Here is a 12,974-nt window from a genome sequence, read left to right as displayed (position 1 = left end):
GTTGTTGTACGCCGTGATGTGATTGGGATCGATCTCGATGACCTTCGTGAAATACTTGATCTTCTCGTCGTCTTTTTTGGCCTGAATGCCCAGATTGAACCACTTGGTGGTTTCCGCGCCCCAGGCGGAATGAGACGCGAGGAAGAAGAAAAGCAGGACGAACATCGATCTGAAAAGCACCACCTTGCGCATGCCATTTCCTCCATAGCAGCCGAAACGGTCACCTGGCATAGAGAACCCTCTCCAGCTCATCCCGCATTTTCCCGGGGTCCACCCCATTCTCCCGCAGCAAATCCTCCGCTTCGGCAATCACCCGATCGATATCTTCATACAGCTTGAAGGCTTGCGTCTGATCCGGATAGGAGAAGCCCATCGCCTCCCCCAGAATCGACATGAAATTCACGACCCGGAAACTGTGTCTCTTCTCCTCTCCGCACAGCTCCCGGTGGCAGCTGTGGTAAATCGTCACGAGTGCGTCCACACCGGCGCTTTCCGCCGAGGAGAACAGTTTCTCCCGCATGGCGGCCTTCGCTTCGGGAATCAGCAGAGTGGGACACTGGTAGCCGTGATCCGCGCGCTGGGCCACCTCGACCAGTTCCAGGCCCGGCACCGCCCCCAGAACCTTGCGGATGTTTTCGGCCACGCCGTCCGTCCCGGTATGTTCGTGAAGGGCGATCCGCTTCCGGACCGGGTGCGTACAGAGCGCGCGGAGCTTGTCCAGGTTGCCGGCCAGGTACTGCGTAATGTGCACAAAAGGCAGCTTTTCCACTTCGGGCGCCTCGTAGAGATGAATGTACTCCGTGTACTGCATCTGGCAGGTGGGACAAAAAGTAATCACCATCTCCGGCTCATGGGCCCTGAAATGCTGGAGCGACTTGGCGCCCATTGCCGCCCCGGCGGTCAAATCTCCCCGCCGGATGTGGTTGATCCCGCAGCAATGGGCCATGCCCCCCGCCACCTCGTAGGAGAGCCCCATCCGGTCGAAGACATCAATGCACGAGAGAAGAATGTGGGGCGTCTGAAGAATGTTGCAGCCGAAATAGAAAACCGCGTCCATGTTCTTTTTCTTGCCGCTGCGGACCGACGTCAGCTCCTTGAAAAGATCCGGCTCCGCCTGAAACGCCATCATGAGCCGGATCGCCCGGCTGAGACTCTTGAAATAATCGCGGCCGTTTTTCGCGATATGCTCCGCATCCTCCGCCTTCCACTTGAGCTTCAGCTTGGCATAGGAGAGCATCTCCCGAGGATTCACATCCTCCGGGCAGGCCTCGATGCAAACACCGCTTTTCTGACAGGTCTCGGCCCAGACCGCGCCCGCGCGCGCATGGGGCCGATCGTTGAGAATGTCCACGACGGCGCGGGTGACCTGCTCCGGGCCGGCGCCCCGGGCCTCCCCGTAGGGCACCATCGGGCAGACTTCGTAGCATTTTCCGCAGTAGGTGCACGCCGCGGTGATCCGATCGATCCGGGCCTGCATCCAGGATGCAAACCGGCCCTCCAGACCATCGCTCATCCGGCTCTCCCCACAAGGCGTCCGCTGAAATGGCGGCAGATGGCGACAGTCTAGGAAGGAGGGGTGGACAGGTCAAACCGGCTGCGGGGAGCGTTCTTCGCTCCACTTCCGGTCTCGGCTATACTGACCCCGCCCGGATATCCGATTTTTTCCTCCCGGCAGGGGAATCTCTCTTTGTTGATCGCACCCGACCCCAGAGAAGGCATGACCCCCCTTCAGGACTGGCTGCTGGAGCGGCTGCGGGCCCAACGGGCGAACCAGGCCCCCCGCCTCGAGAAGTCGCGCATCCTGGCGGTGCAAATCGCGGGAATGGGAGACTTTCTGCTGGCGGTGCCCGCCATCCGGGCGCTGCGTGGCTGCGGAGAAGGCGCCCGGGTGGATCTTCTCACCAGCACGAAGAGCGCCCGCGCCGCGCAGGGCTGCCCCCACGTCGAAGAAATTTTTCCCGTCGATTTGCACTCGGCCCCGGGAAATAACGCCTTCACCGCCGGCTGGGGCGCGCTCCTCTCCGCCCTTGTGCGCATCCGCAGAAAAAGATACGACCTCGCCGTCAACCTTATGGGGCTCTACTCCCCCAAGGGCGCGGTGCGGATGGGACTCCTTTTCCGGTCGATGGGAATTCCCCATCTCGCCGGAAGGGACACGCGAGGCGCCGGGACCTTCTACCACACCGCCCTCGCGGAGACGCTGGAGACGCCCCGCAACGAGCGAGACATCAACCTGGAGCTGATCGCCCGGCTCGGCATCGCGAATCCTGCGGGAGAAGCCCTCGAAATCTGGCCGAGCGCCGCGGATGAACAAACAGCCGCCGCCCTCGCGGATCGCCTTCCCGGAGGGGGCCCGCTCGTCGGCGTGAACCCCGGCAGCGACCGCCCCGAAAAAGTGTGGGCCGAGGATTTATTTCTCGAGGTCATGCGCGGGCTTCGGCAAGAGAAGAACGCCCGGTTCCTGCTGACGGGCGGGCCCGCAGAGGCCGCCCTTACCGCCCGGCTGGCCCAAAGATTCGGCGAGGGCGCGGTGGACACCGTCGGCCGGATTGGCTTCCACGGCACCGGGGCGCTCATGCGGAAGATGGATCTTTTCCTGACCTGCGACACCGCCGCCCTTCACCTCGCATGGGCGGCGGGTGCCCCTTCAGTCGCGCTTTTCAAGCGGGAGAACATCGGCCGCTACCGGCCCGGGACCGACCGCATTCTTTGCCTCGTGGGCAGGGAAAACTCCCCGGCGGCCCCCATCCAACTCACCGCCGCGGACGTTCTCGCGGCCTGCCGAAAACAGATCGGTGCCCGTTCCGGACACCGCGCCTGAGGAACCGTCTCTTGGAAAACGACCTCAAACCCAGAATCTTTTCCAACTCGGCGCTCCTCGTCCTGGGCGTGGCCGTCAACGCGCTCATCGGCCTCTACATCACCCGGGCGCTGGCCCGCTATCTCGGCGTCGCTTTCTACGGGCAGTTCGCCCTCGCCTTCGTCTACCTGAACTTCACCGCCGTCATCGCCAACTTCGGCTTCGACACGATCCTTCTGCGCGAGGTGGCGCGGAACAAGGACCAGTCCAACCCCATCGTCACCGCCGGCATCGTCCTGAAGCTCGTTTTCGCCACCGCCGCCCTCCTCGCGGGCGCCGCCTATCTTTTCTCGCGGGACTACGACCCCGCCTACACGTGGGCCGTGGTCTTCCTGCTGCTGACGCACTACGTCGCCGCCGTCGACACCTTCGAGATCGTCCACCGGGCCCACCTGCGGGGCGGAAACGTCGCCGCGGGCTCCGTCATCTCCCAACTCCTCACCCTGGGCGTTGTCCTCTTCGGGAGACAAAACGGCTGGCCGGTGGAGTGGCTGATTGCCGCGCACGTATTCGTGCGGATGCCGCGGGCCCTCTTCTTCTATTTCAGGCTTCGGGGAGTGGCGCCCTTCCGCTGGATGTGGGAGCGCGAGTGGGTCCGCCGCATCCTGAAGGAGTCCGCCGTCATCGGCCTGACCGGAATCCTCTGGGTCGTCTACTTCCGGGTGGACACCCTGATGCTCGAGTGGATGAAGGGCCCCGAGGCGGTGGGCCAGTACGCCGCCGCCTTCAAGTTCATCGATCTGGCGCTGCTCGGCTCGGGGGTCGTGATGAGCTCCCTCTCCCCCCTCCTCGCGGAAAGATGGCCCAAAAACCCGGAAGGGTTCCGCTGGATCTACCAGCAGACCATCAACTACCTCGCCATGCTGGGCGCCCTGGTCGCCGGGGTGATGGTCGTCTTCGGGGCCGATCTGATCCGCAACCTGTACAGCCCCCTCTTCACGGATGCCATCGCCATTCTCCGCATCCTCTCCATCGCCGCCGTCATTATTTACGTCAGCAACGCGCTGGGCCACACCATCGTCGCCGTTGGAATCCAGGGGCCGGGCTTTCTCACCACGCGCATCCTGGCCGCGGTGGTCAACGTCGGGCTGAACTTCTATTTCATCCCGAGGTGGGGGGGCTACGGCGCCGCCTGGGCCACCGTGATCAGCGACGCCGCCGTCGTTCTGGTAGCGCCCTTCTTCGTGCGCCACCGCACGGGGCTTCTCCCCAACCCCTGGGTTCCCATCATGGGGGTGGCGGCCGTCTGGCTCTCCTGGCGGGCCTATCTCTTCGCGGGAGGCGGGCGCCTCGCGGCCACATGGCCGGGGCGCCTCGCGGGCGGGGGGGTGCTTCTGGCCGCGGCGGCGATCTTCATCTTCATCCACCGGCGGCAGTTCGGCGAGCTGATCAAAAATCTGCGGCGGCGCCCAGCGGCCGCCGCTGAAGTCCGGGCACCGGAGAGCGCCTGAGCGAAATACCCTTTTCGGAAAATCGCGCTGGGGTCATTCGAGCTTGACGCCCACCCGGCCGGTATAGTCGATGCGGTTGAGAAGCATGGGCACCTTGTGTTCGGCCAAATATTCATCCACCGCCCTCCGCGCGCCCAGCCACTCGCCGTAGTCATCGAGGATGAGAACGCCCCCCTTCGCGAGGCGCGGGAAGAGGTGCAACATCTCGTGGCGCGTGGATTCATACCAGTCCGTATCGAGGCGGAGCAGCGCAATCCGCTCCGGCGCCGCCGCGGGAAGGGTGTCCTCCACCTTGCCTTCGATGAAATGAAATTTTTCCCACGGATACCCGGAGCCACGCATCAGATTCTCGACCCCCTCGCGCGGCGCGATGTTCAGCGCGAAGATATCCGGGCCCGCTTCCGCCTCGTCCTCGAATTTCCGGTATTCCGCCGAAGCGTCCGTCCCCCAGAGCGAGACATCTTGCTCTCCCGGCGCAGTCAGACCCTGAAAGGTATCGAACAGATAAAGCTCCCGATCGGAGACGCCGAGCCGGCTCAGGGTTTTCGTCGCCGCCAGCATGCTCCCCCCCTTCCACACGCCGCACTCGACGATCGCTCCCGGAATGCCGTTCGCCACGACATACTCCACCGCGCGCACGAGGGCGAGGATGCGCTCGGGGCCGGTCTGGGTATGGGGGGAGACCTCCTGAACCAGCGCCAGCTCCTCCGCCGTGAAATCGCTCCGGATGCGGCGCAGATCGCTCGGCACCGAGCCGCGGCGAACGATGTCGAAACCCAGCCCGCGGAAAAGACGCTTCGCAAATTCCTTCATCGGCACAACCTTTCCTGATGGGCCCGGCACCCTGCGAAATCCCGCTGCGGAGACCGCCATATTAGCCGATATGCGCGGCCCTTCACATCGGGCGGCGACGCGCACCGCGGATGAGTCCTTCCGCCATTCGGGTTATATTCCCCATTCGGGCACGCCCTTCCTCCAGGCGCATGAGAGAGAGATGACGGATCCTTCGCTTCCGGTCGAAAAATTCGAGGCCATCTACAAGGACTACGAGGGCCTCTCGGATTTCCGGGAACTGCGCAAAACCCATCTGGAAGAGCGGGGCCGCTACCTCGGCCTGCTCGAGCGGGCGCTGGATGATGCCCCCGGCGGCGGCCACGCCATCGAGCTCGGCTGCGGCACCGGCATCGACAGCTGCATCCTCGCCAAACGCTACCCCCATCTGAATTTCTGGGGAATCGACATCGCCGCGGGGAGCCTTTCGGTGGTGCGGCGCGCCGCGAGCCAGCTCGAACAGCGGCTGCGCCTCGTCCGCGGAGATGTGTTTCAGCTCCCCTTCCGGAGCGGCACTTTTTCTCTCGTCTTTCATCAGGGGCTGGTCGAGCACTTCCCCGATCCGGCCGGGATGATGGCCGAGCAGTTCCGCCTCCTCCGCCCCGGCGGCTGGGCGGTCATCAGCGTGCCGCAAACCTTCACGGGCTACACCGTGATGAAGGCCCGGCGCATCCGCGCGGGCACCTGGCCCTGGGGCTGGGAAACCCACTATACTGAGAAAGGGCTGGAAGCCCTGGGGCGGCAGGCGGGTCTCATCCCCGCCGCGTACGCGGGCGAGGGCTACTGGCGCTCCTGGGGAGAGCCGGCCTGGGTGGTGCGGGATCTGTGGAGAAAGCTCGACCGCCGGAACCCGCTCCGGCGGCACCTGCCCTTCCCCCAACTGCTTCGCCTGTGGGAGGCGGCCTTTACCGGGCTCGAAGCGGCGTTCGGCCATCTGCTCTGCCGGAACGTCATCGTGGTCTTTCAAAAGCCCAGCTGAGGCGTTATCTGCTCCCGCCCCCACGGCCCTCTCAGGAAAGATTCCCCCGTATGCGAATTCTCGCGTGCAACGAACACTACAGCATCGTCGGCGGCGCGGAGGTCTACTTTCTCGACGCCATCTCGCGGCTCGAGCAGATGGGACACGAGGTCGGCGTCCTCCACGATACCGCGCCCGGAAATGATTCGGGCCCGCGCCCGGCGTTCCGGGTTCCGGGCGGCCTCGGGTTCGATCACACCGGAAAAGGCGCCCTTCCCGCCATCCGGGAAGCGCTTCGGCAGTTCCGGCCCGATGTCATTTTCATCGCCCAGGTCCTCAACCCGGCGGCAATCGGGCTGCTGAGCGAATCCGCCCCCGCCGTCCGGTACGTCCTCGGCCTCCGCCTCAGCTGCCCCTCGGGAAGACGGATGCCCCGCACCTGGGACGGCATCTGCACGAAACCCTTCGATGCGCACTGCCTCTGGAAGGCCCACACCCAGCTCTGCATGCCCCGCCGGCCGGACACCGCGCTGCGGGTGTGGCGCGATGTGCGCAAAAATCAACAGGCGAGCGGCCGCCTGCACCGCCTCCTCCTCCCGAGCCGCTACGTCCGTGAACTCCTCATCGAGAGCGGGATGAATCCCGAACAGTTGGAGGTACTCCACCTCTACACCCGCCTGAGCGCGGAGATCGAAGCCGCGGGCCCCGCCCCCGAGCGCCGCATCCTCCTGCTGGGGCGGCCAAGCCCCGAGAAGGGATTCGACCTCGTCCTTCAGGCTCTCGCCCACATCGAAGCCCCGACGACGCTCGAGATTGCGGGCGATGGCCCCTTCATCGCGGATCTGCGCCGGATGGCCGGTGAGATCCCCTCCCGGCACGAGATCGTTTTTTCGGGCTTCATCCCGCGGGATCGCATTTCGGAGGCCTACCGCCGCGCCCGGGTGGCGGTCGTCCCCTCTATCTGGCCCGAACCCTTCGGCATCGTGGGCATCGAGGCCATGGCCCACGGCCTGCCGGCGGTGGCGTTCGATGTCGGTGGAATCCCGGATTGGCTCACCGACGGTTTGACCGGCGCCCTCGTTCCGCGAAAAGATGTCCCCGGGCTGGCACGGGCGCTTGAAAGCTATTTGTCCGACCCGGAGCTGGCGCAAAAGCATGGCCAGGCGGGACGCGATATGGTCCGGCGCCGGTTTCTGCCGGAACATCACATGAACCGCCTTGTGGAAGTTTTCGAGGAAGCCACCTCCTCCTAGCGCCCTTTTTTGGCAAATCATTCCGCACACGCGCAACCTTTTTTCTGGGGAATCCGCGAAATGAATGAGCAGCAAACGGACGAAAAAGAAAATTGGCCGAAGGAAGTAATCATCCCCCTCGAGAAGCCGTTCGTGGACGATCGGGGCGTCATCCAAAACCTGATCGAAGCACCCATGCGGATGGCCGTCATGATCGAATCCAGGAAGGGTTCCATCCGCGCCAACCACTACCACAAGACCGACTGGCACTACTGCTACGTCATCAAGGGCGAGATCGAGTACTTCCACCGGCCGGTGGGGGACGAGACACCGCCGGAGAAAATCATCGTCAAAGAGGGCGAGCTTTTCTTCACGCCCCCCATGGTGGAGCACGCCATGCGGTTCACGGAGGACACCCTTTTCCTGACGCTCTCGAGAAACGCCCGCGACCATGAAGCCTACGAATCCGATCTCGTCCGGATTCGCCTGATCGAAGGACCCGCATGACCGCTTCCCAGGCATCCCCGATTTACCGCCGCGACAATTGCCGGCTGTGCGCCGGAGGTGCGCTCGATGAAGTACTCTCGCTCCGGCCCACGCCGCCCGCCAACGCATTCGTTACGGCGGCGGAGCGCACGAGCCCCCAGGCGTGCTTTCCGCTCGATTTGTTCCTGTGCCGCACCTGCGGACACCTGCAGCTGCTCGATGTGGTGGACCCGGAAATACTCTTCCGGAATTATGTCTACGTCTCGGGGACATCTCCCGTTTTCGTCGAACACTTCCGCCGCTACGCCGAGTGGGCCATCGGCGCCTGGGGCCTGAAGCCCGGCGACCTCGTCGTGGACATCGGGAGCAACGACGGCTCCTTCCTCCGGTTTTTCCAGGCGGCCGGCATGCGCACCTTGGGGGTGGACCCGGCTACCGCCATCGCCGAGAAGGCCAGCGCGGAGGGAATCGAGACCATCCCGGCGTTTTTCACGCCGGAGCTGGCGGCGCGCATCCGGGAGGAAAAGGGGAAAGCCGCCCTCATCGCGGCAAACAACGTTTTCGCCCATGCCGACGATCTGGCCGGCATCGCCGAGGGCGTCCGCTCCCTTCTCGCCCCGGGCGGGGTCTTCACTTTTGAGGTGTCCTACCTGGCGGATGTCTATGAGAACATTCTTTTCGACATGACCTACCACGAACATCTGGCCTACCACAGCGCCGCACCGCTGCGGAATTTCTTTCCGCTGCACGGGATGGAGCTGATCGAGGCCCTCCGCATCGACACCCACGGCGGCTCGCTCCGCGGCGCCGCCCAGCGAGCCGGCGGTACGCACGCCATCGGGGCATCGGTCGGCGAGCGCATCCGGCACGAGAAGAACCTCGGCCTCGCGGAAGCAGAAACGTTCCGCGAATTCGGGCGGAGAATCGAGGCGCGGAAAGAAGAGCTGCGCTCCCTCCTGGACGGATTTCTCTCCGAGGGAAAGAAGATCGCGGGTTTCGGCGCCCCGGCGAAACTGACCACCCTGATGTATCATTTCGAGCTGGGCCCAGAAACGATCGATTTCATCGTGGACGACAGTCCGCTGAAGCAGGGGCTCTTCACCCCGGGGCTTCACATCCCCGTTCTTCCCTCTTCGGCGATTTACGAAAAAAAACCGGATTATGTGGTAGTGCTGGCCTGGAATTTTGCTGATTCCATCATCGAGCGGCACCGGAAATTTCTCGATTCGGGCGGCCACTTCATTGTTCCGCTCCCCCAACTGCAGGTGATATAGACGATGGACAAACTCTACCTGGACAGCGACATCAAAGAGATCATCGAACACCTCGGCGAGGCGGCGCGGGCTTTCGAGGGAAAAACCATCCTGCTGACGGGAGGAAGGGGCTTTCTCGGGCGCTACTTCACGGCGGTTTTCCACCGGATGAACCGGGAGGTTTTTCAGAAACCCTGCCGCGTGATCGCCGTGGACAACCTCATCACGGCCGGAGATGGCCGCACGGAATCCCAGGACGCCCCGGCCGATCATTTCATCGAGCACAATGTGATCCAGCCCCTCTCCATCGATGAACCGGTGCACTACGTCATGCACGCCGCCGGCATCGCGAGCCCCTACTACTACCGCAAGTACCCCGTCGAAACGCTGGAGGTGGCGACGCACGGCACGCGCAACATGCTCGATCTGGCCCGAGAGAAAGGAGCACGCCTCGTCTTTTTCAGCTCAAGCGAAATCTACGGCGACCCCGATCGGAATTTCGTCCCGACGAATGAAGACTACCGGGGCAACGTCTCCACCCTGGGGCCGCGGGCCTGCTACGACGAGGGAAAGCGCGTGGGCGAGACCTTTTGCCGCGTATATTTCGACTACTTCCAGCTCTCCACCTCGATCATCCGGCCCTTCAACGTCTACGGCCCCGGGATGGGCGAGCACGACTACCGCGTCCTGCCCAACTTCGCGAACCGGATCGCGGGCGGCCAGCCGCTCCGCATCTACGGAACGGGCCGCCAGACCCGCACCTTCTGCTATGTCACAGATGCCGTCGCCGGATTTCTGCGGGTCCTCGCCATGGGCCACCCCGGCGAGGCCTACAACATCGGAAACCCGGATCCGGAGGTCTCGATGCTCGATCTGGTCGAGCATATCCGGAAGGCCCTCCAGCGCCCCGTGGAACTGGAGCGGGTTCCCTACCCGGAGAGCTACCCGCCGGATGAGCCCCAGCGCCGCTGCCCGGACATCTCCAAGGCGCAGGCGCACCTGGGCTACGCCCCGCAGGTGGATTTGGCCGAGGGGCTGCGCCGCTTTTTCTCCTGGACCGGACAGGTGTACACCGGTGACTGACCTCTCCGCCGGCGCCCCCCTTCGCCTGGGCCTCATCGGCGCGGGCTCTTGGGGGCGGAACTACATCCGCACCATCGCGGAGATGCCGCGGCTCGCGCTCTCCCGGCTCTGCAGCCGCAACCCGGAGAGCCGTGCGATGGCGGGCGCGGCCTGCGCATGCACGGAAGATTGGCGGGAGATCATCGCCGCGGGCGATGTAGATGGGCTGATCGTCGCCATCCCCCCCGCGCTTCACGCGGAGATCGCAGCGGCCGCGCTTGAAGCACACATTCCCGTTCTGATCGAAAAGCCCCTCGCCCTCGATCTCGAGAACGCGCTCCGCCTCCACCGCCTTGCGGAGAAGACGAGCACCCCCGCCATGGTGAATCACATTCATCTTTTCCACCCCGCCTACCGCCGCCTCAAGCAGGAGGCCGCCGCCCTGGGCACCCCCATGGCCATCCGCTCCGAGGGCGGAAACCGCGGACCTTTCCGGGCGGACACCCCGCCCTTGTGGGACTACGGACCGCACGATATCGCCCTCTGCTTGGATCTCCTCCAGGACGAACCCCATGCCATCGAGGCCAAGCGCGAGCGCAGCGAGGAAACAGAAGAAGGGTACGGCGAGGTGATCGCCGTCCGGATGGATTTCGCGGGCGGAGCGCGGGCGCACATCCGCTGCGGCAACCTCATGGAGAAGAAGCGGCGCTGGTTCGGGGCTTATTTCGAAAAGGAAGTTCTCGTCTTCAACGATCTGGCGGATGAGAAACTCCGGCGGCACTCCGGCTTCACAATTTCGGGAAACGGGGAGCCACCGATGCCCGAGGATGAAGGAACCCCGGTGCCGGTGGCGGACACCCCGCCGCTCACCGCAGCGCTCGATGTCTTCGCGGCCGCCATCCGGGGAGAAAATCCCCCGGGGGCCGGGCTCGATCTCGCGGTGAAGGTGATTCGCGCCCTGGAGCGCTGCACCGCCTCCCTGGGCGCTCCCTAGGCCGGGGTGATGCCCTCCAGCGAAACCGGATCGCCGTTCAGATCGATCGTGCTCGTCAGCGGCACCGCCGCCACCACCATCTGCTCGGCAAAGCAGCCCTGCTTCGCGTTCTGGATGACCTTCCGGATCTCATCCGCCGAGGCCTCGCTCTCGACGGAAAAATGCGTGCGGACGGCCGTGCAGCCGGAGTTGACCGTGCCCTTCAGGACAGAGCCCTTGAGGAAGTAGTCGAACTCGACCCGGCAGGAAGCCTTCTTGAAGGGAACCTTCATCATGTGCGCGTACCGCGCAAGCTGGGTGAGCAGTCAGAAACCAACCCCCATGGCGATGTACGTCAGGGGCTGCGGGTAGGAATCGTCCCCGCCGATACGCGGGGGCTCGTCGCAATAGACCTCGAAGTGGCGGTGACGCCCGAGCTTGAGCTGCCCCTTTCCCTCGACCGTCTCGGTATCCGAGTCCATGGTAAAAACGTATCCGCCGGGGGGAAGCTCCGGCTTGTCGATGGTGCGTTCGCCGGGAGTGGCGCTTTCCGCACGCGGATCAACTGGCTTAGCCATCATCTTTCCTCCTGAAATGCGAATTGTGGTTTTGGAGGTCTCATCATGCACCTTGCCGGACCGATTGGAAAACCCCGTTCCACCTTGACGGGCGGAAAAAATTCCGGAACCCTGAAAAAATTCAGATGGCTCTTTTGTCTCATGACGTTCTTGTCCCGAGGAGTGCGACATGGCCCGCTTCGTTGTTCCGGATGATTTCCCCGCTGTTTTTACCGGAAGCGCCGCCGAAGCCGGGCTGCGGGCGCTCGGGGAGACCGAGATCTTCACCACCAAGCCGGAGACCGGGGAAGCACTCGATGCGCGCGCCCGGGGGGCGGAGGCCATCCTCAACATCCGCGCCTTCTGCAAATTCGACGCCGGTTTTTTTGAGCGGCACCCCGGCCTGAAAATGATCTCTATCTGGGGCACCGGGACGGATCACGTCGATCTCGGAGCCGCGAAAAAGGCCGGGGTCACCATCTCCAACACCCCCGGTGTGGCCGCGGTCTCGGTGGCGGAGCACAACCTGGCCCTGATGCTGGCGGCGGCGCGGCACATCCCCGAAATGGACACCGCCGTCCGGCGGGGCGAGTGGCCCCGCGGGCAGATGACCCAGCTGGCAGGGAAAACCCTCGGCCTGATCGGCCTGGGCGCCATCGGCAAACAAATGGCGCGCCTCGGCCGGGGAATCGGGATGCGCCTCATCGCATGGACCTTCCACCCCGATGAGGCCTTCGCCCGCGAGGTCAGCCTCGAGTGGGTTTCGCTCGACGATCTCTACGCCCGGGCGGATGTGGTTTCGGTCCATGTGCGCCAATCGCCCGAGACGACGGGTATGGTGGGGGCCGAGGCCTTCGGCCGGATGAAGCCGTCCGCCATTCTGGTCAACACCGCGAGAGGCCCCATCGTGGACGAGGAGGCGTTGATCGGTGCGCTCTCCGGGAGAATCATCGCGGCGGCGGGGCTGGATGTCTTTGATCGGGAACCCCTTCCCGCCGGGCACCCTTTCACAAAACTTCCCAATCTCGTCCTCTCGCCCCACAACGCCGGCATCACCCCCGAGGTGACCGAAGCCGGGCTCCGCCTCGCCGTCGAGAACATCGCTCTTTTCCTGAAGGGGAATCCGCAAAACGTGGTGGCATGAGAAATGCCGGTGAAGGGCGCGGCGCCGGGCGAAAAAAGATGAAAGCCGCCGTAGTGGGTCAGTTTGCACAATGGATCCGTGGTGTCATTCCGAAGGAGCGCAGCGACGGAGGAATCTGCTGTGGAAAAGCAGATTCCTCGCGCCGGGCACCCCGGCGAATCTCCGAT

13 protein-coding genes are annotated in these 12,974 nt (G+C 64.3%); 9 read left to right on the top strand and 4 right to left on the bottom strand.

From position 1 onward, the window contains the following. Both O2807_04550 and O2807_04545 read right to left on the bottom strand, forming a co-directional pair. On the bottom strand, positions 1 to 192 hold a 192-nt coding region (locus O2807_04550; GenBank protein ID MDA0999775.1), incomplete at its 3' end, for a tetratricopeptide repeat protein. A 28-nt stretch (positions 193 to 220) separates the two neighbouring features. Continuing rightward, positions 221 to 1,513 (bottom strand): (Fe-S)-binding protein, encoded by a 1,293-nt coding sequence (locus O2807_04545; protein MDA0999774.1) that lies wholly within the window; start codon positions 1,511 to 1,513, stop codon positions 221 to 223. 204 nt (positions 1,514 to 1,717) lie between these two features. Between O2807_04545 and O2807_04540 the strand changes: the two genes are divergently transcribed. Then, positions 1,718 to 2,821 carry a glycosyltransferase family 9 protein gene (locus O2807_04540; GenBank protein ID MDA0999773.1) on the top strand — a complete coding sequence of 368 codons (1,104 nt, stop codon included), beginning with the start codon at positions 1,718 to 1,720 and terminating at the stop codon, positions 2,819 to 2,821. 11 nt (positions 2,822 to 2,832) lie between these two features. Continuing rightward, positions 2,833 to 4,311, top strand: coding sequence for a flippase (locus O2807_04535; protein MDA0999772.1), 1,479 nt, complete (start codon positions 2,833 to 2,835; stop codon positions 4,309 to 4,311). 33 nt (positions 4,312 to 4,344) lie between these two features. Here the strand turns inward: O2807_04535 and O2807_04530 are convergent, their stop codons facing one another. Continuing rightward, positions 4,345 to 5,124 carry a class I SAM-dependent methyltransferase gene (locus O2807_04530; protein MDA0999771.1) on the bottom strand — a complete coding sequence of 260 codons (780 nt, stop codon included), beginning with the start codon at positions 5,122 to 5,124 and terminating at the stop codon, positions 4,345 to 4,347. A gap of 181 nt (positions 5,125 to 5,305) precedes the next feature. Here O2807_04530 and O2807_04525 point away from each other — a divergent pair, with 181 nt between their 5' ends. Genes O2807_04525 through O2807_04500 form a run of 6 tightly spaced genes read left to right on the top strand, consistent with a single transcriptional unit; the run spans position 5,306 to position 11,127 of the window. Continuing rightward, positions 5,306 to 6,121 carry a methyltransferase domain-containing protein gene (locus O2807_04525; GenBank protein MDA0999770.1) on the top strand — a complete coding sequence of 272 codons (816 nt, stop codon included), beginning with the start codon at positions 5,306 to 5,308 and terminating at the stop codon, positions 6,119 to 6,121. A gap of 50 nt (positions 6,122 to 6,171) precedes the next feature. Then, positions 6,172 to 7,353 carry a glycosyltransferase family 4 protein gene (locus O2807_04520; GenBank protein MDA0999769.1) on the top strand — a complete coding sequence of 394 codons (1,182 nt, stop codon included), beginning with the start codon at positions 6,172 to 6,174 and terminating at the stop codon, positions 7,351 to 7,353. 60 nt (positions 7,354 to 7,413) lie between these two features. After that, entirely contained in the window at positions 7,414 to 7,839 is a 426-nt protein-coding gene (locus O2807_04515) for a cupin domain-containing protein (protein ID MDA0999768.1), read from the top strand. Then, positions 7,836 to 9,092: a class I SAM-dependent methyltransferase gene (locus O2807_04510; protein MDA0999767.1), complete on the top strand. Its 1,257-nt coding sequence runs from the start codon at positions 7,836 to 7,838 to the stop codon at positions 9,090 to 9,092. The genes O2807_04515 and O2807_04510 overlap by 4 nt, the downstream gene beginning before the upstream one ends. Before the next feature lie 3 nt (positions 9,093 to 9,095). Beyond that, positions 9,096 to 10,154: an NAD-dependent epimerase/dehydratase family protein gene (locus O2807_04505; GenBank protein ID MDA0999766.1), complete on the top strand. Its 1,059-nt coding sequence runs from the start codon at positions 9,096 to 9,098 to the stop codon at positions 10,152 to 10,154. Further along, positions 10,147 to 11,127 (top strand): Gfo/Idh/MocA family oxidoreductase, encoded by a 981-nt coding sequence (locus O2807_04500; GenBank protein ID MDA0999765.1) that lies wholly within the window; start codon positions 10,147 to 10,149, stop codon positions 11,125 to 11,127. Before O2807_04505 ends, O2807_04500 begins: the two co-directional genes overlap by 8 nt. Here O2807_04500 and O2807_04495 read toward each other — a convergent pair. Further along, complete coding sequence (locus O2807_04495) at positions 11,124 to 11,687, bottom strand: OsmC-related (seleno)protein (GenBank protein ID MDA0999764.1); 564 nt, start codon at positions 11,685 to 11,687, stop codon at positions 11,124 to 11,126. The two genes, O2807_04500 and O2807_04495, sit on opposite strands and share 4 nt — an antisense overlap. Positions 11,688 to 11,853: 166 nt before the next feature. Between O2807_04495 and O2807_04490 the strand changes: the two genes are divergently transcribed. Continuing rightward, on the top strand, positions 11,854 to 12,807 hold the full coding sequence (locus tag O2807_04490) for a phosphoglycerate dehydrogenase (GenBank protein MDA0999763.1): 954 nt from the start codon (positions 11,854 to 11,856) through the stop codon (positions 12,805 to 12,807). Positions 12,808 to 12,974: the final 167 nt, after the last annotated feature.

The sequence above is a fragment of the bacterium genome (genome assembly GCA_027622355.1).
Taxonomy (GTDB): Bacteria; UBA8248; UBA8248; order UBA8248; family UBA8248; genus JAQBZT01.
This window is presented reverse-complemented; position numbering and strand designations above follow the sequence as displayed.